Annotated in this window: 21 protein-coding genes; 14 read left to right on the plus strand and 7 right to left on the minus strand. The window is 52.5% G+C overall.

Annotated elements, in window-relative coordinates; all coding sequences use genetic code 11:
- The first annotated feature begins 5 nt into the window (after positions 1-5).
- The 4 genes from HVZ52_RS02220 (at position 6) to tldD (ending at position 7,565) form a co-directional block, all read left to right on the plus strand.
- The gene (locus tag HVZ52_RS02220) at positions 6-599 is read left to right on the plus strand and encodes a nucleoside triphosphate pyrophosphatase (protein ID WP_016157589.1); all 594 of its coding nucleotides are present in this window, start codon (positions 6-8) and stop codon (positions 597-599) included.
- Entirely contained in the window at positions 589-2,058 is a 1,470-nt protein-coding gene (gene rng, locus HVZ52_RS02225; RefSeq protein WP_003828822.1) for a ribonuclease G, read from the plus strand. The genes HVZ52_RS02220 and rng overlap by 11 nt, the downstream gene beginning before the upstream one ends.
- A 114-nt stretch (positions 2,059-2,172) precedes the next feature.
- The gene (gene yhdP / locus HVZ52_RS02230; protein WP_046275080.1) at positions 2,173-5,973 is read left to right on the plus strand and encodes an AsmA2 domain-containing protein YhdP; all 3,801 of its coding nucleotides are present in this window, start codon (positions 2,173-2,175) and stop codon (positions 5,971-5,973) included.
- 146 nt (positions 5,974-6,119) lie between these two features.
- Positions 6,120-7,565: a metalloprotease TldD gene (gene tldD / locus HVZ52_RS02235; protein WP_016154713.1), complete on the plus strand. Its 1,446-nt coding sequence runs from the start codon at positions 6,120-6,122 to the stop codon at positions 7,563-7,565.
- Between the two features lie 94 nt (positions 7,566-7,659).
- On the opposite strand, the gene aaeR is transcribed toward tldD, so the two are convergent.
- Complete coding sequence (gene aaeR, locus HVZ52_RS02240; protein ID WP_016157586.1) at positions 7,660-8,589, minus strand: HTH-type transcriptional activator AaeR; 930 nt, start codon at positions 8,587-8,589, stop codon at positions 7,660-7,662.
- Between the two features lie 184 nt (positions 8,590-8,773).
- Here aaeR and aaeX point away from each other — a divergent pair, with 184 nt between their 5' ends.
- From aaeX to HVZ52_RS02260, 4 genes are all read left to right on the plus strand, one after another.
- On the plus strand, positions 8,774-8,977 hold the full coding sequence (gene aaeX / locus HVZ52_RS02245) for a p-hydroxybenzoic acid efflux pump operon protein AaeX (RefSeq protein WP_003025177.1): 204 nt from the start codon (positions 8,774-8,776) through the stop codon (positions 8,975-8,977).
- A gap of 7 nt (positions 8,978-8,984) precedes the next feature.
- Positions 8,985-9,917: a p-hydroxybenzoic acid efflux pump subunit AaeA gene (aaeA, locus tag HVZ52_RS02250; RefSeq protein ID WP_016154711.1), complete on the plus strand. Its 933-nt coding sequence runs from the start codon at positions 8,985-8,987 to the stop codon at positions 9,915-9,917.
- Between the two features lie 5 nt (positions 9,918-9,922).
- Positions 9,923-11,890, plus strand: coding sequence for a p-hydroxybenzoic acid efflux pump subunit AaeB (aaeB, locus tag HVZ52_RS02255; RefSeq protein ID WP_016154710.1), 1,968 nt, complete (start codon positions 9,923-9,925; stop codon positions 11,888-11,890).
- Between the two features lie 119 nt (positions 11,891-12,009).
- Positions 12,010-12,288: a barnase inhibitor gene (locus HVZ52_RS02260; RefSeq protein ID WP_016154709.1), complete on the plus strand. Its 279-nt coding sequence runs from the start codon at positions 12,010-12,012 to the stop codon at positions 12,286-12,288.
- A 56-nt stretch (positions 12,289-12,344) separates the two neighbouring features.
- On the opposite strand, the gene yhcN is transcribed toward HVZ52_RS02260, so the two are convergent.
- Together yhcN and argR are read right to left on the minus strand one after the other, a co-directional pair.
- Entirely contained in the window at positions 12,345-12,611 is a 267-nt protein-coding gene (yhcN, locus tag HVZ52_RS02265) for a peroxide/acid stress response protein YhcN (RefSeq protein ID WP_003025165.1), read from the minus strand.
- Between the two features lie 376 nt (positions 12,612-12,987).
- Positions 12,988-13,458, minus strand: a complete 471-nt coding sequence (argR, locus tag HVZ52_RS02270; RefSeq protein ID WP_003025162.1) for a transcriptional regulator ArgR — start codon at positions 13,456-13,458, stop codon at positions 12,988-12,990.
- A 436-nt stretch (positions 13,459-13,894) separates the two neighbouring features.
- Between argR and mdh the strand changes: the two genes are divergently transcribed.
- Positions 13,895-14,830, plus strand: a complete 936-nt coding sequence (mdh, locus tag HVZ52_RS02275) for a malate dehydrogenase (RefSeq protein ID WP_008785953.1) — start codon at positions 13,895-13,897, stop codon at positions 14,828-14,830.
- A 120-nt stretch (positions 14,831-14,950) separates the two neighbouring features.
- Here the strand turns inward: mdh and degS are convergent, their stop codons facing one another.
- From degS to zapG, 3 genes are all read right to left on the minus strand, one after another.
- The gene (gene degS / locus HVZ52_RS02280; protein WP_181598812.1) at positions 14,951-16,018 is read right to left on the minus strand and encodes an outer membrane-stress sensor serine endopeptidase DegS; all 1,068 of its coding nucleotides are present in this window, start codon (positions 16,016-16,018) and stop codon (positions 14,951-14,953) included.
- Positions 16,019-16,107: 89 nt separating this feature from the next.
- The gene (gene degQ / locus HVZ52_RS02285) at positions 16,108-17,487 is read right to left on the minus strand and encodes a serine endoprotease DegQ (RefSeq protein WP_181598813.1); all 1,380 of its coding nucleotides are present in this window, start codon (positions 17,485-17,487) and stop codon (positions 16,108-16,110) included.
- A gap of 168 nt (positions 17,488-17,655) precedes the next feature.
- Positions 17,656-18,054, minus strand: a complete 399-nt coding sequence (zapG, locus tag HVZ52_RS02290) for a Z-ring associated protein ZapG (RefSeq protein WP_003025147.1) — start codon at positions 18,052-18,054, stop codon at positions 17,656-17,658.
- A 192-nt stretch (positions 18,055-18,246) separates the two neighbouring features.
- On the opposite strand from zapG, the gene zapE reads away from it, so the two are divergent.
- The 5 genes from zapE (at position 18,247) to sspB (ending at position 21,893) form a co-directional block, all read left to right on the plus strand.
- Positions 18,247-19,374 (plus strand): cell division protein ZapE, encoded by a 1,128-nt coding sequence (zapE, locus tag HVZ52_RS02295; protein WP_181598814.1) that lies wholly within the window; start codon positions 18,247-18,249, stop codon positions 19,372-19,374.
- 218 nt (positions 19,375-19,592) lie between these two features.
- On the plus strand, positions 19,593-20,021 hold the full coding sequence (gene rplM, locus HVZ52_RS02300; RefSeq protein ID WP_003025141.1) for a 50S ribosomal protein L13: 429 nt from the start codon (positions 19,593-19,595) through the stop codon (positions 20,019-20,021).
- 15 nt (positions 20,022-20,036) lie between these two features.
- Positions 20,037-20,429: a 30S ribosomal protein S9 gene (gene rpsI / locus HVZ52_RS02305; RefSeq protein ID WP_003025138.1), complete on the plus strand. Its 393-nt coding sequence runs from the start codon at positions 20,037-20,039 to the stop codon at positions 20,427-20,429.
- A 316-nt stretch (positions 20,430-20,745) separates the two neighbouring features.
- Entirely contained in the window at positions 20,746-21,384 is a 639-nt protein-coding gene (gene sspA / locus HVZ52_RS02310) for a stringent starvation protein SspA (protein WP_003025132.1), read from the plus strand.
- Positions 21,385-21,389: 5 nt separating this feature from the next.
- Positions 21,390-21,893, plus strand: coding sequence for a ClpXP protease specificity-enhancing factor (gene sspB / locus HVZ52_RS02315; protein ID WP_047358534.1), 504 nt, complete (start codon positions 21,390-21,392; stop codon positions 21,891-21,893).
- Positions 21,894-21,936: 43 nt separating this feature from the next.
- Here sspB and dcuC read toward each other — a convergent pair whose 3' ends face one another.
- Positions 21,937-23,304 (minus strand): anaerobic C4-dicarboxylate transporter DcuC, encoded by a 1,368-nt coding sequence (gene dcuC / locus HVZ52_RS02320; protein ID WP_181598815.1) that lies wholly within the window; start codon positions 23,302-23,304, stop codon positions 21,937-21,939.
- Between the last annotated feature and the right edge of the window lie 274 nt (positions 23,305-23,578).

A 23,578-nucleotide genomic window follows, 5' to 3' on the forward strand; every position in this document is an offset into this window, starting at 1 on the left:
TTGATATGAATACTCTGTATCTTGCTTCTGGTTCTCCACGTCGTCAGGAACTGCTCGCTCAGCTTGGTGTTACCTTTGAACGGCTGGTGCCTGGGATTGAAGAACAGCGACACCCGCAGGAGAGCGCGCAGCAGTATGTTTCGCGTCTGGCACGCGAAAAAGCGCAGGCTGGCGTGGCGCTGGCGCAGCGTGATTTGCCTGTATTGGGTGCGGATACCATTGTTATCCTTAATGGCGAAGTGCTGGAAAAACCACACGACGCCGCCCATGCCGCAGTAATGCTGCGCAAACTGTCGGGCAAAACGCATCAGGTCATGACCGCCGTGGCATTGGCCGACCGCCGGCACAGTCTGGACTGTCTGGTGGTGACGGAAGTGACGTTCAGAGCACTAACCGATGAGGACATCGCGGGCTATGTTGCCAGCGGTGAACCAATGGATAAAGCAGGTGCATACGGTATTCAAGGGTTGGGTGGCTGTTTTGTCAGGAAGATCAATGGCAGCTATCACGCCGTAGTCGGCTTACCGCTGGTAGAAACGTATGAGTTGCTGACCAATTTTAACGCACTGCGTGAGAAAAGGGATAAACATGACGGCTGAATTGTTGGTAAACGTAACGCCATCGGAAACTCGGGTGGCTTACATTGATGGCGGTATTCTGCAGGAAATTCATATTGAACGTGAGGCGCGACGCGGAATCGTAGGCAATATCTACAAAGGTCGTGTAAGTCGTGTACTTCCGGGTATGCAGGCGGCTTTTGTAGATATTGGACTGGATAAAGCCGCATTTCTTCACGCTTCAGACATCATGCCGCACACCGAATGCGTGGCGGGTGAAGAACAAAAACAGTTCACCGTGCGCGACATTTCTGAACTGGTGCGCCAGGGCCAGGATCTGATGGTGCAGGTAGTAAAAGATCCGTTGGGAACTAAGGGCGCACGCCTGACGACGGACATCACGCTTCCTTCCCGTTACCTCGTCTTTATGCCGGGTGCTTCGCACGTTGGCGTTTCCCAACGTATCGAAAGCGAAACCGAACGCGAACGCCTGAAAAAAGTGGTGGCGGATTACTGCGATGAACAGGGCGGATTCATCATTCGCACAGCGGCGGAAGGCGTCTGCGAGGAGGATCTGGCCTCGGATGCTGCCTACCTGAAGCGCGTCTGGACTAAAGTCATGGAGCGTAAAAAGCGCCCGCAAACGCGCTACCAGATGTACGGCGAACTGGCGCTGGCGCAGCGCGTGTTGCGTGATTTTGCCGATGCCCAGCTTGACCGGATCCGCGTTGACTCTCGTCTGACCTATGAAGCGTTGCTGGAGTTCACAGCGGAATATATCCCCGAGATGACTAGCAAGCTGGAACATTACAGCGGGCGCCAGCCCATTTTTGATCTCTTTGACGTTGAGAATGAAATCCAGCGCGCGTTGGAACGTAAGGTTGAACTGAAATCCGGCGGCTATCTGATCATCGATCAAACCGAAGCAATGACCACCGTCGATATCAATACCGGAGCGTTTGTTGGGCATCGTAATCTCGACGACACTATCTTTAATACTAATATTGAAGCAACGCAGGCCATTGCTCGTCAGCTGCGTCTGCGTAACCTCGGCGGCATTATCATTATCGATTTTATCGACATGAATAATGAAGATCACCGTCGACGGGTGCTGCACTCTCTGGAACAGGCGCTGAGCAAGGATCGCGTAAAAACCAGCATCAACGGTTTTTCTCAACTGGGCCTGGTGGAGATGACGCGCAAACGCACGCGTGAAAGCGTGGAGCATGTGTTGTGCAACGAGTGTCCGACCTGTCATGGGCGCGGTACGGTGAAAACCGTGGAAACTGTATGCTATGAAATCATGCGCGAAATCGTGCGGGTACACCATGCATATGACTCCGATCGTTTCCTGGTTTATGCATCTCCGGCAGTGGCTGAAACCCTGAAGGGGGAAGAGTCACATGCGTTGGCGGAAGTGGAAATCTTTGTCGGCAAACAGGTTAAAGTACAAGTCGAACCGCTGTATAACCAGGAACAGTTCGACGTTGTCATGATGTAATCTGGCCTGGTAAACGCCTAATGGCGATACCTTGCAGGCCGGAGAAGGCGTTCACGCCGCCATCCGGCAAGACGGTTTTGTGAGTCACATTTTTTGGTAGACAAGGAGAGGCGCGTGAGGCGATTGCCGGGGATATTACTGCTCACTGGAGCCGCATTCGTTGTCATCGCAGCGCTGCTGGTCAGTGGGCTGCGCCTTGCGCTGCCTCATCTTGATAGCTGGCGTCCGGCCATCCTTGGCAAGATTGAATCCGCTACCGGTCTGCCCGTCTCCGCCAGCCAACTTTCCGCTAGCTGGCAAAATTTCGGCCCTACTCTTGAAGCGCGTGATATCCACGCGCAGCTTAAAGATGGCGGTGAATTTTCGGTAAAGCGCGTTACATTAGCGCTGGATGTCTGGCAAAGCTTGCTGCACATGCGCTGGCAGTTTCGCGATCTCACCTTCTGGCAGTTGCAGCTGCGTACCAATACCCCCATCCAGCGCAGCGAAAGCGGTGATGGAATTGAAGCCGGCCACCTGAGCGATCTCTTCCTGCGTCAGTTTGATCATTTCGATCTACGCGACAGCCAGATTAGCTTTTTAACCCTCTCAGGCCAGCGTGCAGAACTGGCGATCCCACAGCTTACCTGGCTTAACGGTAAAAACCGGCATCGCGCTGAAGGCCAGGTCAGTCTCTCCAGTTTGACCGGGCAGCACGGTGTTATGCAGGTGCGAATGGATCTGCGTGACGACAACGGGCTGTTGAATAACGGTCGGGTCTGGCTGCAGGCCGACGATATCGACGTCAAGCCGTGGCTGGGTAAATGGATGCAGGATAATGTCGCGTTGCAAACCGCGCGTTTTAGCCTGGAAGCATGGATGACGATCAGAAAAGGTGTCGTTTCCGGCGGCGATGTCTGGCTGAAAAAAGGTGGGGCAAGTTGGCTGGGAGAGAGTCGTACGCACACGCTCTCCGTCGATAACCTGACGGCGCACATCAGCCGCGAGCAGTCGGGCTGGCAATTCTCCATTCCCGATACCCGTATCACGATGGATGATAAACCCTGGCCAAGCGGGGCGTTAACGCTGGCCTGGATCCCTGAACAGGAAGTCGGCGGCGAGAATAACAAACGCAGCGACGAGCTACGCATCCGCGCCAGCAATCTGGAGCTGGCCGGGTTAGAAGGGCTGCGTCCGATGGCGGCCAAGTTATCGCCTGCGCTGGGTGATATCTGGCGGGCCACGCAGCCGAGCGGCAAAATAGATGTGCTGGCGCTGGATATCCCGTTACAGGCAACAGAAAAAACTCGCTTCCAGTCCTCGTGGACCAATCTGGCCTGGAAACAGTGGAAGCTGCTGCCAGGGGCAGAACATTTCTCCGGTACGCTCGCGGGCAGCGTTGAAAACGGGGCGCTCACTGCTTCCATGAAGCAAGCTAAAATGCCGTATGAAACCGTCTTTCGCGCACCGCTGGAAATAGAGGATGGCGTAGCGACGCTAAGCTGGCTGAAGAATGATAAAGGTTTCCAGTTAGATGGGCGCAACATTGATGTTAAAGCGAAAGCGGTACGCGCACGCGGTGGTTTTCGCTATCTGCAGCCCGCCAATGATGAGCCATGGTTGGGCATTCTGGCAGGTATCAGCACCGACGATGGCTCTCAGGCCTGGCGTTACTTCCCGGAAAACCTGATGGGCAAAGAGCTGGTTGATTACCTCAGCGGCGCTATTCAGGGCGGCGAAGCGGATAACGCCACGTTGGTGTATGGCGGCGACCCGCATCTGTTCCCGTATCTACACAATGAAGGGCAGTTCCAGGTACTGGTGCCGCTTCGCAATGCGAAGTTTGCTTTCCAGCCCGACTGGCCCGCGCTGACTGACCTTAATATTGAACTGAACTTCATTAACGACGGTCTGTGGATGAAGACCGATAGCGTTAATCTGGGCGGTGTGAAGGCCAGTAATCTGACGGCTAACATCCCCGACTATGCAAAAGAAAAACTGCTGATTGATGCCGACATCAACGGGCCGGGCAAGGCGGTTGGACCTTATTTTGATGAGACGCCATTGAAGGATTCACTCGGCGCTACGCTTGAGCAGCTGCAGATTGACGGCGATGTGAATGCTCGCTTACATCTTGATATTCCGTTAGACGGCTCGCTGGTTACCGCCAAAGGTGACGTCAACCTGCGTAATAACAGCCTGTTTATTAAACCGCTCGACAGCACGCTGAAGAATTTGAATGGTAAATTCAGCTTTATCAACGGTGATCTGAAGAGTGAGCCGATGACCGCGAACTGGTTTAATCAGCCGCTGAACGTCGACTTTTCCACGACCGAAGGGGCGAAAGCCTATCAGGTAGCCGTGAATCTGCAAGGTGACTGGCAGCCAAGCCGCATGGGGATTTTACCGGCGCAGGTCAACGACGCGTTGAACGGTAGCATAGCGTGGAATGGCAAGGTAGGAATCGATCTTCCGTATCATGCCGGGCCGACCTATAACGTTGAGTTAAAGGGCGACCTCAAGAATGTAAGTAGTCACTTACCTTCTCCGCTGAATAAGGCGGCCGGTGAGGCGTTGCCGGTGAACGTTAAGGCCAACGGCAATCTGCGCAGCTTTGATCTGACCGGCAACGCTGGCAGTAAAAATCATTTTAATAGCCGCTGGCTGCTGAATCAGAAACTGACGCTTGACCGCGCAATCTGGGCGTCGGAAAGCCGCACCGTGCCCGCGTTACCCGATCAGCAAGGCATAGAGCTTAATCTTCCCCCTATGGATGGCGCGCAATGGCTGGCGTTATTCCAGAAAGGCGCTGTGGATAACGTGGGCAGCAACGCTAACTTCCCACAGCGCATCACGGTGCGTACGCCATCGTTATCCCTGGGCGGTCAACAGTGGAATAATTTGAGTATCGTTTCTGAGCCTGCGAGCAATGGCTCCACCGTGCAGGCGCAGGGCCGTGAAATTAACGCCACGCTGGCTATGCGCAATAATGCGCCGTGGCTGGCCAATATTAAGTATCTTTATTACAACCCAAGCGCGGCAAAACCGTCACAAAATAGTACGCCAGCCTCGCCGTTCTCAGCCATCGACAACGTCAGCTTCCGTGGCTGGCCGGACCTTCAGCTGCGCTGTGCCGAGTGCTGGATGTGGGGACAGAAATACGGGCGCATTGACGCCGATGTAGCGATTAAAGGCGACACGCTGACCTTGAGTAACGGTCTGTTGGATACGGGTTTTGCCAGACTGACCACCGACGGCGTGTGGGTGAATGCGCCGGGCAAGGAGCGAACGTCGCTGAAGGGTAAACTGAGCGGCAATAAAATTGACTCCGCAGCCGGTTTCTTTGGCGTATCAACGCCGATTCGCAATTCTTCATTCAACGTGGAGTATGATCTGCATTGGCGTAATCCGCCGTGGGATCCTGATGTAGCCTCGCTGAATGGTATTTTGCGTACCCGGCTGGGCAAAGGCGAACTTACCGAACTCAGTACCGGACATGCGGGGCAACTGTTACGTCTGCTAAGCTTCGATGCGTTACTGCGTAAACTGCGCTTTGATTTTAGCGACACCTTCAGCGAAGGCTTCTATTTCGACTCGATTCGCAGCACGGCGTGGATCAAAGATGGTGTGATGCATACCGACGACACGCTGGTGGACGGTCTGGAAGCCGATATTGCGATGAAAGGTTCAGTGAACCTGGTACGCCGGGATCTGGACATGGAAGCCATCGTTGCACCAGAAATATCTGCCACCGTAGGCGTTGCCGCCGCGTTTGCCGTCAACCCGATTGTTGGTGCGGCGGTGTTTGCCGCCAGTAAGGTGCTGGGGCCGCTGTGGAGCAAAGTCTCGATTCTGCGCTATCGCATCACCGGTCCGGTCGATAAGCCGCAAATTAACGAAGTTCTGCGTCAGCCGCGCAAAGAAAGCCAGCAATGATTTGACGGGGGCGAGTAATTGCCCCAATCTCAGTACATAGTATTGCCGGATGGCGCAGCGCTTATCCGGCCTACAGCAGCCTAACAACGTAGGCCGGATAAGGCGTTTTTCCGCTATCCGGCAGAATTAAATGAGTAATCAAAACGATGAGTCTGAACCTGGTAAGTGAACAATTGCTAGCGGCAAATGGCCTGAAACATCAGGATCTGTTTGCCATCCTGGGCCAACTGGCCGAACGCCGTCTTGATTACGGCGATCTCTATTTTCAGTCGAGCTATCACGAATCCTGGGTTTTAGAAGACCGCATCATTAAAGATGGTTCTTACAATATCGATCAGGGCGTTGGTGTGCGCGCCATCAGCGGCGAGAAAACAGGGTTTGCCTATGCAGACCAGATTAGCCTGTTGGCGCTGGAACAAAGCGCTCATGCCGCGCGTACTATCGTGCGTGACAACGGTGACGGCAAAGTAAAAACGCTGGGGGCCGTGGAGCATCAGGCGCTTTACACCTCGGTTGATCCGTTGCAGAGCATGAGCCGTGAAGAAAAACTCGATATCCTGCGCCGCGTAGACAACGTGGCCCGTGCCGCCGACAAACGCGTCCAGGAAGTGACCGCCAGCCTGACCGGTGTTTATGAACTGATCCTGGTGGCCGCGACTGATGGTACGCTGGCCGCTGACGTCCGCCCGCTGGTACGTTTGTCCGTAAGCGTACAGGTCGAAGAGGACGGTAAGCGTGAGCGCGGCGCCAGCGGTGGCGGCGGTCGTTTTGGCTATGACTATTTCCTTGGCGACCTTGATGGTGAAGTCCGTGCCGACGCGTGGGCGAAAGAGGCCGTACGGATGGCGTTAGTCAATCTGTCCGCGGTAGCAGCGCCTGCAGGTACGCTGCCGGTGGTACTCGGCGCTGGCTGGCCTGGTGTTCTGCTGCATGAAGCGGTCGGTCATGGTCTGGAAGGTGATTTTAACCGCCGTGGCACTTCGGTATTCAGCGGTCACATGGGTGAGCTGGTGGCGTCAGAACTGTGTACCGTCGTGGATGATGGCACAATGGCGGACCGTCGTGGTTCTGTGGCTATCGATGACGAAGGGACACCGGGTCAGTACAACGTGCTGATCGAAAACGGCATTCTGAAAGGCTACATGCAGGACAAACTGAATGCGCGCCTGATGGGCGTAGCGCCAACGGGTAACGGTCGCCGTGAATCTTACGCGCACCTGCCGATGCCGCGTATGACCAACACCTATATGCTGCCGGGGAAATCCACGCCGCAGGAAATCATCGAATCCGTTGAATACGGTATTTATGCGCCTAACTTTGGCGGCGGTCAGGTGGATATCACCTCCGGGAAATTTGTATTCTCGACGTCCGAAGCGTATCTGATTGAAAACGGTAAAGTGACCAAACCGGTGAAAGGCGCAACGCTGATTGGCTCCGGTATCGAAGCGATGCAGCAGATTTCGATGGTGGGTAACGACCTGAAACTGGATAACGGGGTTGGCGTTTGCGGTAAAGAAGGACAAAGCTTGCCGGTGGGCGTGGGCCAGCCGACGCTGAAGGTGGATAACTTGACCGTAGGTGGCACCGCGTAACGACCCGGTCGCCGGATAGCGCTCAGCGTATCCGGCCTGGAATGTGCGTTGGCACTGAATGTAGACCCGGTAAGCAAAGCGCTACCGGGCTTTTTTATTTCTCTTTGCCCCGGCCGTACATTCCCTGAAACAGCTGCGCCACATCGACAAAATAATCCGTCAGATAGTTAATCACCACCTGGACCTTGAGCGGTAGTTTGTCTTTTTCGGTATACAGTGCATAGACCGGACGTGGATCCGACTGGTAGCGGGGCAGCAGGATCTCCACTTCGCCACGATTGATCTCATTGATCACCCACATCAGCGGCACATAGGCAATACCCGCGCCTGCTGCCAGCCAGCGCACCAGCGTCATCGGATCGTTAGTCACGAAGCGCCCCTCCGGGATCAGGCGGGTAGAGATCCCCTCCGGAGCGATAAGTTCGAATTCATTATCCGGGCGCACGCTGTATTCCAGCCACGAGTGGTTGCTGAGATCGGCGGGTTTTTCCGGCACGCCAAACTGAGCGAGATAGCTTTTAGCGGCGCAGACCACCATCGGCATAGTTCCCAGGCGACGTGAAAACAGGCTGGAGTCCTGCAACGCGCCGACGCGAATAACCACGTCCAGACCGTCGGCGATTAAATCCGGTGCCGGGATGCCTGTTACCAGATTTACCGTCAATCCTGGGTACTCTTTCAGCATCGTTGCGGTCAACCCAGCGAGGACATTTTGTGCCATGGTTGAAGAACAACCAATGCGCAAGGTGCCGATGGGCGTGTTGTTAAAGGCATAAAGCTGCTCGTGAACATCCTGTGCTTCGTGCAGCATCCGGCGGCAGCCCTGATAATAAATTTTACCGGCTTCGGTTAGCCCAATGCTGCGTGTGCTGCGGTTTAGCAGCTTGACCTGTAGCTCATCTTCCAGTTTAGAGACCGTCTGGCTTATCGATGAAACGCTCATTTGTAGCTGTCTTGCGGCGGCGGTGAAGGAGCCCAGTTCGACAACTTTGGCAAATACCGACATACGTTTTAATCGTTCCATTGTTCACTCTGACTTAAAAGTGATTTAGATCACATAATATAGATAACAGCATAACAGTTACGTTAATATATTATTATTCAAATAACAGCTATGTCGCTCTCGCCTGGCTCATCCTTGCCCTTCTCTGCGGTGACATACGCTAGAAAATCTATCACCTGCACTCTCTTAAGCTACCAAGGTCAACATGAGTCTGTTTCCCGTTATCGTGGTGTTTGGTCTGTCCTTCCCACCGATTTTTTTCGAATTACTTTTGTCACTGGCGATTTTCTGGCTGGTGCGCCGGGTACTGGTTCCAACTGGCATCTATGATTTTGTCTGGCACCCGGCTCTGTTTAACACCGCGCTGTATTGCTGCCTGTTCTATTTAATAACGCGCCTGTTCGTTTGAGGTTGAAGTGAAAACACTAACAAGAAAACTCTCCCGTACGGCCACGACTCTCGTACTGGTCATTCTGGCCTTCATCGCCATTTTCCGCGCATGGGTGTTCTACACCGAGTCGCCGTGGACGCGTGATGCGCGCTTCAGCGCCGACGTTGTGGCAATAGCCCCGGATGTCGCCGGGCTTATCACTAACGTTAACGTTCATGATAATCAACTGGTGAAGAAAGACCAGGTCCTGTTTACCATCGATCAGCCGCGCTATAAAAAAGCGCTCGAAGAAGCGGAAGCAGACGTCGCCTACTATCAGGTGTTATCACAGGAAAAACGCCAGGAGGCCAGCCGTCGTAACCGGCTGGGCGTGCAGGCTATGTCTCGTGAAGAGATCGACCAGTCAAACAATGTCCTGCAAACCGTATTACACCAGCTTGCGAAAGCGCAGGCGACCCGCGACCTGGCGAAATTAGATCTGGAACGTACCGTCATTCGCGCGCCAGCAGATGGCTGGGTGACTAACCTGAACGTCTACAGCGGCGAATTTATTACTCGCGGCTCTACGGCGGTGGCGTTGGTCAAACAGCATTCTTTTTATGTGCTGGCCTATATGGAAGAAACCAAGCTGGAAGGCGTCCGCCCTGGGTATCGCGCAGAGATCACCCCGCTGGGCAGTAATCATGTGCTGAAGGGCACCGTTGATAGCGTGGCGGCTGGCGTAACGAATGCCAGCAGCACGCGGGACGCAAAGGGTATGGCGACCATTGATTCCAATCTCGAATGGGTGCGTCTGGCGCAGCGTGTACCGGTGCGAATTCGTCTTGATGAGCAGCAGGGAACCCTGTGGCCTGCGGGGACTACGGCTACCGTCGTCATTACCGGCAAGCAGGATCGCGATGCAAGCCGGGAATCCTTCTTCCGTAAAATGGCGCACCGCCTGCGCGAGTTTGGCTAATCGTGATGGGCATTTTCTCTATTGCCAACCAGCATATCCGCTTTGCGGTGAAACTGGCGTGCGCGATTGTACTGGCGCTGTTCGTTGGCTTTCACTTCCAACTTGAGACCCCGCGCTGGGCGGTGCTGACCGCCGCCATTGTGGCGGCTGGCCCGGCCTTTGCCGCTGGCGGAGAGCCCTATTCTGGTGCTATACGCTATCGCGGCATGCTGCGTATTGTCGGGACATTTATTGGCTGTATTGCTGCACTGATCATTATCATCAGCATGATCCGCGCCCCGTTATTGATGATCCTGGTGTGTTGTATCTGGGCCGGTTTTTGTACCTGGATCTCGTCGCTTGTGAAGATCGAAAACTCCTATGCCTGGGGACTTTCGGGCTATACGGCGCTGATCATCGTCATTACCATCCAGGCTGAACCGCTGCTGACGCCGCAATTTGCGCTCGAACGCTGTAGTGAAATAGTGATGGGGATTGTCTGTGCTATTGTGGCCGATCTGCTCTTTTCGCCCCGTTCGGTGAAACAGGAGATTGATGTCGAACTGGACAGCCTGCTGGTGGCGCAGTATCAGCTTATGCAGCTGTGCATTAAGCATGGTGACAGTGAAGAAGTGGACAAAGCCTGGGGCGATTTAGTCCGGCGTACGGCGGCACTGGAAGGCATGCGAAGTAACCTGAATATGGAGTCCTCACGCTGGGGGCGGGCTAACCGCAGACTCAAAGCATTGAACACGCTGTCACTCACGCTCATCACGCAGTCCTGCGAAACCTATCTTATTCAGAACACTCGACCCGAACTGATCACTGATACCTTCCGCGAGTTGTTCAATATGCCGGTTGAAACGGTGCAGGATGTTCATAAACAGTTGAAGCGGATGCGGCGGGTGATTGCCTGGACCGGCGAACGCGAAACGCCGATCACGATATATAGTTGGGCAGGCGCCGCGACGCGCTACCTGTTGCTCAAACGCGGTGTACTGAGTAATACCAAAATTAGCGCCACGGAAGAAGAGATCCTGCAAGGTGAGCCAGTAGTGAAGGTGGAGTCTGCCGAGCGCCATCATGCGATGGTCAACTTCTGGCGCACCACGCTTTCTTGTGTGCTGGGAACTTTATTCTGGCTGTGGACCGGATGGACCTCCGGCAGCGGCGCAATGGTGATGATTGCGGTTGTCACTTCGCTGGCAATGCGTTTGCCCAACCCGCGCATGGTGGCAATAGACTTTATTTACGGTACGTTGGCGGCGTTACCGCTCGGGGCGCTCTATTTCCTGGTGATTATCCCCAATACGCAACAAAGCATGTTGTTACTGTGCCTGAGCCTGGCGGTGCTGGGGTTCTTTCTGGGTATAGAGGTACAGAAACGACGACTGGGATCAATGGGGGCTCTGGCCAGCACTATTAATATCATCGTGCTGGATAACCCGATGACCTTCCACTTTAGCCAGTTCCTTGACAGTGCGCTGGGGCAAATTGTTGGCTGCGTGCTGGCATTTATCGTCATTCTGTTGGTGCGCGATAACTCTCGTGACAGAACGGGTCGCGTGTTGCTCAACCAGTTTGTCTCGGCGGCGGTTTCAGCGATGACCACCAACGTGGTACGTCGTAAAGAAAACCATCTCCCGGCGCTTTATCAGCAGCTGTTTTTGCTGATGAACAAATTTCCCGGCGACCTGGCGAAGTTTCGCCTGGCGCTGACGATGATCATTGCGCATCAGCGCCTGCGCGATGCGCCGATACCGGTAAACGAGGATCTATCCGCGTTCCATCGCCAGCTTCGTCGCACTGCGGATCACGTGATTTCCGCAGGCAACGACGACAAGCGCCGACGCTACTTTAGCCAGTTGCTGGAGGAGCTTGAGATCTATCAGGAGAAATTAATCATCTGGCAAGCACCACCGCAGGTGACCGAGCCGGTAAAACGACTTAGCGGGATGCTGCACAAATACCAGCATGCGCTGACCAGTAATTAAGAGTTGGAAACCGACGCTAAAAGCGTCGGTTTTTTTATGGCTATACTTACCTGAAAATGCAGGAGGTTCCTGCATATTGATGGTCTGTAGAGTGACTGGCGTCGGGATGGTGGCTATAGATGAACATCTATACATTTGATTTTGACGAGATAGAAGACCAGGGGGATTTCTACCGTGAGTTTACGCGCGCGTTCGGTCTCGCCCGGGAAAAGGTGGTTGATTTAGATTCTCTGTGGGAGGTGGTTATCGGGGACGTTTTACCGCTGCCGCTGGAGATTGAATTTGTTCATTTGCCGGACAAGCTACGCAGGCGATACGGCGCGCTGATTTTACTGTTCGATGAAGCGGAAGAAGAGCTGGAAGGACAGCTGCGCTTTAACGTTCGTCACTCAATGTAAGGCATAAAAAAGCCCCCGGCAGGCGGGGGCAAGTCGTCGGACTAGACGACGAGGGTTTATTTGTAGAGTTCTGCAGTTGCGTGCCAGTGAGCGCCTTCACGGAGTTCGGTGACGCGATAGCTGCTGGCACCCGCTTTTTCAGCTTTAGCGGCGATGGCCTGACGCATGTCCATTGGTGAGCTACCGATCTGAGATACGGAGATGCTGCCCATGGATTGCAGGTTCTGTGCTTCTTGTGAGTTCACCTGAGTCACTGCGGCGCTTGCACCGAAAGAGAGAACAGAAAGAAGGCTTAAGGTTGCAATAGTCGTTTTGATTTTCATGATATTTACCTCGTCGAATTCTTTTATTGGGGTCTGCGTTTCGTGACCCTCATCACAAAATCAAGTATACACTAATCACTCGATAAATTAATACCACGCTAATTGTTTCCATGCGGATTAAGTGTTAAGAAAAATATTTTTTATAACCAAACAGAATTAAAAATAGGGTTTTAAACATCGGTTTTATAATAAATTCAATTAAATCATTGAGATATGAATTTTTGCAAAATGTGCGTTTTTAACTCTTCATATTCGCTATGTGAATGACTTTTGACGGTTAAACGCACCATTTGTTAAATCAATGACAGTGGATAATAGAGGGAGGAGGGTGGATACAGAGGTTTTTCCCCCGCCGCGAGGCGACGGGGAGGAAGTATTACAGCTCTTGTTCAAACAGTTCCAGAATGGCTTCGTACAAATCTTTTACCGTAAAACCCTTAGCTGGGGTGGTGAAGATGGTATCGTCACCGGCAATTGTACCCAGAATCCCTTCCGCTTTACCTAATGAGTCCAGCAGACGTGCAATCAACTGAGCAGCGCCAGGGCTGGTATGAATAACCACAACTGCATCGTTGTAATCGATATCCAATACCAGATTTTTCAGTGGACTGGATGTTGTAGGTACCCCTAACTCTGCCGGCAGGCAGTACACCATTTCCATTTTCGCATTGCGGGTACGCACGGCGCCGAACTTGGTCAGCATGCGAGAAACCTTGGACTGATTGATATTATCAAAGCCCTGATCCTGCAACGCGAGGACGATTTCGCCCTGAGAGCTGAACTTTTCTTCTTTAAGCAGCGCTTTAAACGCCTTTACTAATTCTTCTTGTTTTGCCGAGCTTCGCATAAGTCACCCGTAATATGGCGGTAGAAACAACATTATTGTGCATACAGATGAATTTTTATGCAAACAGTCTGCCTTGTTCAAGGCTGAAATAATGTTATGAAAGAGCGGAATTTTATCAAATTTCGTTATCAAGAAACATGCCTGTGTCACGGCTCGCAAATAAGGTTAAAAGTAAATTAAATGTTATCAAATTGATGTTGTTTTGAGAGGTGGGTAGGGTATATTGTCAGCACCTGTTGGAAAGTTGCTCTACTGTGCGGGTGGTTTTGAATTACGTAACTTAGGTTTTATTTTACGTAAGTTAAATGCATAAAAGCCAAATTTGCGTGACTACGCATTCTTGACGCGTGGTTGTTGTATTCGTTGGATTTGTGAATTAAGGTCGCCGCCGCGGAGCAATAGACACTTTGCTTATCAATATAATAAGGAGTTTAGGATGAAAGTTGCAGTCCTCGGCGCTGCTGGTGGTATCGGTCAGGCGCTAGCATTACTGTTAAAAACCCAACTGCCTTCAGGTTCAGAACTCTCCCTGTACGACATCGCTCCAGTAACGCCTGGCGTGGCCGTTGATTTGAGCCATATCCCTACTGCTGTGAAAATCAAAGGCTTCAGCGGCGAAGACGCTACCCCTGCACTGGAAGGTGCTGATGTGGTACTGATCTCTGCGGGTGTCGCACGTAAACCGGGTATGGATCGTTCCGACCTGTTCAACGTTAACGCCGGTATCGTGAAGAACCTGGTGCAGCAGGTTGCTAAAACCTGCCCGAAAGCATGTATCGGTATCATCACCAACCCAGTGAACACGACCGTTGCTATCGCTGCAGAAGTGCTGAAAAAAGCAGGCGTATACGATAAGAACAAACTGTTTGGCGTGACCACGCTGGACATCATCCGCTCCAACACCTTTGTTGCGGAACTGAAAGGCAAGCAGCCTGGTGACGTTGAAGTCCCGGTTATTGGCGGCCACTCTGGCGTGACCATTCTCCCGCTGCTGTCACAAATCCCTGGCGTGAGCTTCACTGAGCAAGAAGCGGCTGACCTGACCAAACGTATCCAGAATGCAGGTACTGAAGTTGTGGAAGCTAAAGCCGGTGGCGGATCTGCAACCCTGTCTATGGGTCAGGCTGCAGCACGTTTCGGCCTGTCACTGGTTCGCGCGCTGAGCGGCGAAAAAGGCGTGGTTGAATGTGCTTACGTTGAAGGCGACGGCCAGTATGCTCGCTTCTTCTCTCAGCCGCTGCTGTTGGGTAAAAACGGCGTAGAAGAACGCCAGTCTATCGGCAAGCTGAGCGCATTTGAGCAGAGCTCGCTGGAAGGTATGCTGGATACGCTGAAGAAAGATATCACCCTGGGTGAAGAGTTCGTTAAATAACGCCTTTATGTAGGCCGGATGGCGGTGTTTAACGCTTTATCCGTCCTACAAATATCGCGAATTTGACGCATAAAAAAACCGGAGCTATCTCCGGTTTTTTTACATCATTTCGTTTGTGATTTAGTTTGTAGTCGGGTATTCCTGAATCGTTACCTGCAGCGTCAACTGCTTGTCATCACGCATCACGACAACAGAGATAACCGAACCAGGGCGAATCTCTGCCACCTGGTCCATGGTCTCCAGTGCAGATACCGCCGGTTTGTTATTGACCGAAATAATCAGATCGTTAACCTGAATTCCTGCCTGCGCTGCCGGACCGTCTGGAGCCACTTCGTTAACCACAATCCCCTGAATTTGATCCATCCCGCCGCCCTGGGCGTGCAGTGGCGCAATTTCGCGACCGCTGATGCCGATGTAGCCACGAATCACGCGCCCGTCACGAATCAGCTTATCCATGATTTTGGTTGCCAACTGAAACGGAATAGCAAAGCCGATCCCTTCCGGGGTTTCGCCATCGTTGCTCTTATCAAATGACAGCGTGTTAATACCCATTAACTCGCCCAGCGAGTTGACCAACGCGCCGCCGGAGTTGCCGTGGTTGATGGAGGCATCCGTTTGCAGGAAGTTTTGCCGTCCAGTCGGGTTCAGGCCAATACGACCGGTGGCGCTGATAATCCCCTGAGTGATGGTTTGCCCAAGGTTGTACGGGTTACCAATGGCGAGGACGACATCGCCGATGTGCGGCACGCGTTTGTTATTAATTGGAATTGTCGGCAGTCCGCCAGTCGCGTTGATTTTCAGCACCGCAAGATCGGTTAATGTATCAGAACCCACTAGCAGCGCTTCGAATACACGCCCATCCTGCAACGCGACGATGATTTGGTCGGCGTCATTAATGACGTGCTTATTGGTAATGATATAGCCGCGCTGATCCATGATAACGCCTGAGCCGAGTGTGCGGATCTCAAGCTGGTTATGTGCTGTGCTGTTCATACTACGGTTATAAACGTTAACGACGGCAGGCGCTGCACGGCGAACCGCCGGGTTATAGCTGGCGGGCGTTTCATCTGCACTGTCGAACTGTGGCGCGGTAAGCGTATTTATTTTTCGCAGAGAGGGCATCGCGGCCAGCAGAATAGCGCCGACGATTAAACCAATCGCGACCGAACGTAAAAGCTTCACAAACATGATGGCGGCGTCATTAATAAAGGGAACGGCAGCAGCATATCACGAGTTTACCGGACATCACACGGGGGGCTGATGTCCGGTTGCATGCGTTAACGCAGGAGCAGGTAAATACTCTCGTTACCACGCACTACCTGCAGAGCAATGATCGACGGTTTCGTTTCCAGCACTTTACGCATTTCGGCGATCGAGTTTACACGATCGCGGTTAACGCCAATGATAACGTCATCTTTATGCAGACCGGCCTGCGCGGCTGGGCTGCTTTTTTCAACGTTATCAATTTTGATGCCTTTGGTGCCGTCTTTAAGCTGACCGTCACTGAGCGTAGCCCCTTGCAACGCAGGAGCAATCATCTCCGCGCTGGCGGAAGATGATGTACTGGTATCCAGGGTTACTTCAACCTCCAGCGGTTTACCGTTACGCAGCAGGCCCAGTTTGACTTTGGTCCCTGGTTCGGTTGTCGCTATGCGTGAACGCAGTTCGGCGAAGCTGTTGAGCGGTTTGCCGTTGAGGCTGGTAATGACGTCACCAGACTTCACACCTGCTTTTGCGGAGCCAGAGTTAGGCAGAACCTCGCTGACAAACGCGCCGCGCTGCACGTCCAGTTTGAACGCTTTGGCGATATCGGCGGTCATTTCGGTGCCTTTAATTCCCAGCAGACCACGTTTGATTTCACCAAACTGCATCAGTTGCTGCGCCAGCGTGCGTGCCATATTGCTCGGGATCGCAAAACCAATACCGATGCTACCGCCGCCGGGGGCCAGAATCGCGGTGTTAATGCCAATCAGCTCACCATTGAGGTTTAGCAACGCGCCGCCGGAGTTACCCCGGTTGATGGAGGCATCGGTCTGAATAAAGTTTTCCAGACCTTCCAGGTTCAACCCGCTGCGACCCAAAGCCGATACGATGCCGGAGGTGGCCGTTTGCCCCAAACCAAACGGGTTACCCACGGCCACCGCGAAATCACCGACGCGGAGTTTGTCGGAGTCGGCAATGGCAATTTGCGTCAGGTTGCTGGGGTGTTGAATTTGCAGCAGAGCGATATCGCTCTGGTCGTCGCTGCCGATAAGCTTAGCGTCGAACTCACGGCCATCATTAAGCTGAACGCTGATTTTTTGCGCCTGATTGATGACGTGATTATTGGTCAGGACGTAGCCTTTGGCGGCATCAATGATGACCCCGGAACCCAGCCCTTCAAAAGGTTGTGCAGGTTGATCGGGAAGTTCATCACCAAAAAACTTTTTGAACTCTTCCGGGACTTTCTGCCCCTGAGCGGCGGTGCCTTCGACCCTTACGCTCACCACGGCAGGTAACACTTTCTCCAGCATCGGTGCGAGGCTGGGGAGCGCAGCCTGACCGGGAACCTGGCCGGGAACCTGGCCGGGAATCGACGCTACGGCTGGGAATGGCGCCGAGAGAGTTAACCCGACACTTAACGCTAATGCACTCAACAGCTGGGTGTGTTTTTTCATGGATCCTGCTCTCGTACCTTGAGTAAACGGAAGATGATTCAAAACAGTTTGATGTTATTGAATTTTCGGTTTGGTCACAATGAGGCTAACGACTAAATAATAGCTGGGACAGGAAGAGAAGCGGAGGGCGCAATTGCTGCGCCCAATAAATTTCTTAACGATGTGCAGTTAGTCGCGCTTTGCGCCACTACGCAGCAGGCCAGATGCGCCTTCAGAATAGTCACGCGGCATCTGAACCGGCGCCTGATCGTTACCCGCTTCGGACTCTGCCAGACGATTACGGAACGGATTATTTTCCGGTGACATACCCGGCAGCAGGTTGCTGGAGCTTTTCGCCATATGCTGGTAGATCTGACGATAATCGTCCGCCATGTTATCCAGCAGTTCAGCGCTGCGGGCAAAGTGGCTCACCAGCTCTTCGCGGTACTCTTCCAGCTCAGCTTTATTTTTTTCCAGTTCGTACTGCAATGCCTGCTGTTGGCGTAATTTACGATTACCAAAACGCATGGCTACAGCACCAATAATGATACCGACGACTAACCCAATTAGCGCATATTCCCAGGTCATGAACATCTCCCGTTGTCTTGTGTTTCCGTAGGGTGTTGGCTTTAGGCTCCATGCCTGCGCCTGATTATGCCACTATAACCGCTAATCCCGTAGAAGTGGAATCCCGTGTTTATATCACGTAATGTAGAACGGCCTTTTTTTCGTCAACCGTGAGCGACGGCACATCGATTCTCAAGGAATAACAATAACATCATGCAAAGCCTTTCCCCGACATCGCGTTACCAGCAAGCCCTCAAAGACGGCAGTCATCATCCCGACAACGTACAACAAGAAGCAGTGAATCGATTGGAAACAATTTTCCAGGAGCTTTCGACGCCAGCACGTCCTGCGCCGCAGGAGAGCGGACTGATGGCGCGTTTTGGCAAATTGCTGGGAAAACGTGAGTCATCGACCAACGCGCCGGTGCGTGGTTTGTATATGTGGGGCGGAGTCGGGCGCGGAAAAACGTGGCTGATGGATCTGTTCTTCCATAGCCTGCCGGGCGGGCGTAAACAGCGTTTGCACTTTCACCGTTTTATGCTGCGCGTCCATGAAGAGCTTACGGCCCTGCAGGGGCAGAGCGATCCGCTGGAAATCATTGCCGACCGCTTTAAGGCCGAAACGGACGTGCTGTGCTTTGACGAATTTTTTGTTTCTGACATCACCGACGCCATGCTGCTCGGCGGTCTGATGAAGGCGCTGTTTGCCCGTGGTATTACGCTGGTGGCAACCTCCAATATTCCGCCTGATGAGCTGTATCGTAACGGTTTGCAACGCACGCGTTTTCTTCCTGCCATTGATGCCATCAAACAGCATTGTGACATCATGAATGTCGATGCTGGCGTCGATTATCGTCTGCGCACCTTAACGCAGGCGCATTTGTGGTTGTCACCACTGAATGAGGAAACTCGTCAGCAGATGGATAAGCTGTGGCTGGCATTAGCGGGAACGAAAAGTGAACATGCGCCGACGCTGGAGATCAATCATCGTCCGATGCAGACGCTGGCCGTCGAAAACCAAACGCTGGCGGTGTCGTTCACCACGCTCTGTGTCGATGCGCGTAGTCAGCATGACTACATTGCGCTATCGCGTCTGTTTCATACGGTGCTGTTGTCTGATGTGCCGGTCATGACGACGCTGATGGAGAGCGAAGCGCGGCGTTTTATCGCACTGGTGGATGAGTTCTACGAACGCCACGTTAAGCTGGTGGTCAGTGCGGCCTCACCTCTTTATGAAATCTATCAGGGCGAGCGTCTGAAGTTTGAATTTCAGCGTTGTTTGTCGCGTTTGCAGGAGATGCAAAGCGAAGAGTATCTGAAGCGGGAACATTTAGCCGGTTAAACCTGCTGCAAATCACATAAAGGGGTCGATCTTTGACCCTGACTTCTCTATAATCTTGCGACCCCACGTTACGAGAGAGTTTTTTTCCCAAAACTTTCTATGCGCCGGCATAGGCTATTCGAAGGGGTAGGTTTGCTGGACAATGTCGTGTGAACCTCAACTGACAAAACGTTTGGGTGTTCACCAACGTGTAACTTATTTATTTGGGTAAGCTTTTAATGAAAACTTTTACAGCTAAACCAGAAACCGTAAAACGCGACTGGTATGTTGTTGACGCGACCGGTAAAACTCTGGGCCGTCTGGCTTCCGAACTGGCTCTGCGCCTGCGCGGTAAGCACAAAGCGGAATATACTCCGCACGTAGATACCGGTGATTACATCATCGTTCTGAACGCTGACAAAGTTGCTGTAACTGGCAACAAGCGTACTGACAAAGTGTACTATCACCACACCGGTCACATCGGCGGTATCAAACAAGCGACCTTTGAAGAGATGATTGCTCGCCGTCCTGAGCGTGTGCTTGAAATCGCGGTTAAAGGCATGCTGCCAAAAGGCCCGCTGGGTCGTGCTATGTTCCGTAAACTGAAAGTTTACGCTGGCAACGAGCACAACCACGCGGCACAGCAACCGCAAGTTCTTGACATCTAATCGGGATTATAGGCAATGGCTGAAAATCAATACTACGGCACTGGTCGCCGCAAAAGTTCCGCAGCTCGCGTTTTCATCAAACCGGGCAGTGGTAAAATCGTAATCAACCAACGTTCTCTGGAACAGTACTTCGGTCGTGAAACTGCCCGCATGGTAGTTCGTCAGCCGCTGGAACTGGTCGACATGGTTGAGAAACTGGATCTGTACATCACTGTTAAAGGTGGTGGTATCTCTGGTCAGGCTGGTGCGATCCGTCACGGTATCACCCGCGCTCTGATGGAGTACGACGAATCCCTGCGTGGCGAACTGCGTAAAGCTGGCTTCGTTACCCGTGATGCTCGTCAGGTTGAACGTAAGAAAGTCGGTCTGCGTAAAGCTCGTCGTCGTCCTCAGTTCTCCAAACGTTAATTGTACTCTGCTTCGGCAGACAACAATTTGCGAAAAAACCCGCTTCGGCGGGTTTTTTTATCGTTACTGCTCTCCGTATAACCACGGTAATCCGCTGATTGCCACCTCTTTTTCCCCATTTCAAGAATCGACTCACCACAAAGGTCACAAAATCTGGTAAACTATCATCCAATTTTCTGCCCAAATGTCCGGTATCGTTCATTTTTTGTTTGTATTTTGAACAGTAATGGCTTTCCCGAATATGGGTGACATCACTTCTGGCTGGCCACTTAGTGGCTGGTAGCAGTAAAAATTCTGAATATACCTGGAGGTTTTCATGGCTGTCGCTGCCAACAAACGTTCGGTAATGACGCTGTTTTCTGGTCCTACTGACATCTATAGCCATCAGGTCCGCATTGTGCTGGCTGAGAAAGGTGTTAGTTTCGAGATTGAGCATGTGGAGAAGGACAATCCACCGCAGGATCTGATCGACCTCAACCCGAATCAGAGCGTACCGACACTGGTGGATCGTGAGCTGACCCTGTGGGAATCTCGCATCATTATGGAATACCTGGATGAGCGCTTCCCGCATCCGCCGCTGATGCCGGTTTATCCGGTTGCGCGTGGTGAAAGCCGCCTGTACATGCAGCGTATTGAAAAAGACTGGTACACGCTGATGAACGTCATCGTGAACGGTTCTGCTTCTGAAGCCGAAGTCGCGCGTAAGCGTCTGCGCGAAGAACTGCTGGCAATTGCACCAGTATTTGGCCAGAAACCTTACTTCCTGAGCGACGAGTTCAGCCTGGTAGACTGCTACCTGGCGCCGCTGCTGTGGCGTTTACCGCAGCTGGGCATTGAATTCAACGGTGCAGGTTCGAAAGAACTGAAAGGGTACATGACTCGCGTCTTTGAACGTGATTCTTTCCTGGCTTCTCTGACTGAGCCTGAACGTGAAATGCGTCTGGGCCGGGGTTAACCTGTATGGATTTGCCACAGCTAACACCACGCCGTCCGTATCTGCTGCGCGCATTCTATGAGTGGTTGTTAGACAACCAGCTTACGCCGCACCTGGTGGTGGATGTGACGCTTCAGGACGTGCAGGTTCCTATGGAATATGCGCGTGATGGGCAAATTGTTCTGAATATCGCACCGCGTGCGGTGGGTAACCTGGAACTGGCTAACGATGAAGTGCGCTTTAACGCGCGCTTCGGTGGTGTGCCGCGTCAGGTTTCTGTACCGCTGGCGGCAGTTCTGGCAATTTATGCTCGTGAAAATGGCGCCGGTACTATGTTCGAGCCGGAAGCCGCCTACGACGAAGATGTCGCCAGCTTAAATGATGACGACAACGACGCAACTGGTTTTGAAAGTGAAACGGTCATGTCGGTCATTGATGGCGATAAGCCTGACAATGGCGACGACAACGATCCGGATGACACTCCGCCGCCGCCTCGCGGTGGGCGTCCAGCGCTACGCGTAGTGAAATAAAAAACAGGCCCTTTGGGGCCTGTTCTGTTTTCTGCCTTCGGGATCAGTAAAACAGCGTGATGGTGACTATCATATTGACCACAAATCCCACTGCCATCGGGATGGCCGTACGTTTTACCACTTCAAAGGGCGATACGCCCGCAATACCTGATGTCACCACAATGACCGCTGTAATGGGGGATACCGCCCGGGCCAGCGTAGTAGCAAAATGCATCGGCATAATCATCACTACCGCAGGAATATGTAGTCCGGCGGCAATATCTGGAATCAGGCTGGCAAAAGACATAAACGGCGCGTTACCTGACCCCATGACAATCGCACAGGCGGCAATGACCACGGCCATGATGATCATCACGCCGATACCGCCAAGGCCGGAATGCTCTGCACCTTTTATTACAGCGTCGACAGTCCCGATAGTCGTCAACCCTTTCGCAAAGATCTCACCGGCGACCACCAGCGTGACAACGTTGGCAAACTGGGTTCCCATGCCGTCAAAGAAGGCCTGCACGTCATCCATCGTTTCGCGCAGATTATGTTTATGCAGGAACTCGACAAACATCGTCAGCGTCATGCTCATCAGCATGACCACCACCAGATTCAGCTCTGTTTTCATTAACCCCATATGTGCCAGGGCAAGCGAGCCCAACATCAGAAGCAGCGGCATGACGGGTAGAATGGCGTAATAGAGAGGTGGCACGTTTTCCAGCGTCTTTTGTTCAGCGAATCCGTTGCTTTCCGGGAATGCTTTTTTATCAAACTGCCGCTGAACGAAAAAATGTGCAATAGCGACGGCGACGATAACACACGATGCGACGGGTAACTGATAGTGAAAGAAGTAGGTAGCGATTTTCATGCCCGCCACCTGCGCGGCAAAAATAGAGTTGGTTTCCAGAATGCCCCATTCAATTGACATTGAAGTGGCAATGACCGCCACCGCGGATAAACGGCTCACGCCAAGACTGACCAGCGTCGGGAACAGCGTCACCATCAGCAGCATGCCTAACCCGGAAGCGCTGGTGATGAACTGCGCCATGATCTGACCAATCACATAGGTGGCGGCAAGAACAACATAGGGTGAGCGGATTAGCTTAAGCGGACGGCTTAACAGGCTAACCATCGCTCTGCTGGCCCCCATCCTGTCCATATAACGGGCATAACCACCTACCGCCATGATTGATAACCCTAGTCCGGCCGCCCGATTGGAAAGCATACGCAGAATTTCGTTGTAAATATCGACCAGGAGATAGCCGCTGCTCTTGTCGTTATCGACCAGCGCGCCGTAGCCTAGCCAGACGCCGCAGATCATCAGGAAGATCCCCGCGGCTGCCAGCACTACCTGCGGTTTGTAGTTTTTGAGGATCAGGTAACCCATCGTTAATAAAACGATGACAGAGATAATGATGCCGAACATTGTTTCACTCCATGCCAGAGAAGAAGATAAATCCGGTAATAACGCTGTTGTCCAAACGGATGTTATATTTTTTCGGGCGATTTTTATGGAGTGAATATCTTATTTTTAATTCGATGTTTAAATTATTTATCGTTATAAAATAGATGGTTATGATAATTTATCACGTTCATGTTCATAAATTTCACGAAGCGAATATGATTGTTTTCAATTAAAGATAAGCTGAATGTTTTAGCGTAACAAAATATCCGGATGGGTTAGACCGCCAATAAGCCCG

The organism is Citrobacter sp. RHB36-C18, assembly GCF_013814485.1.
GTDB lineage: Bacteria > Pseudomonadota > Gammaproteobacteria > Enterobacterales > Enterobacteriaceae > Citrobacter > Citrobacter braakii.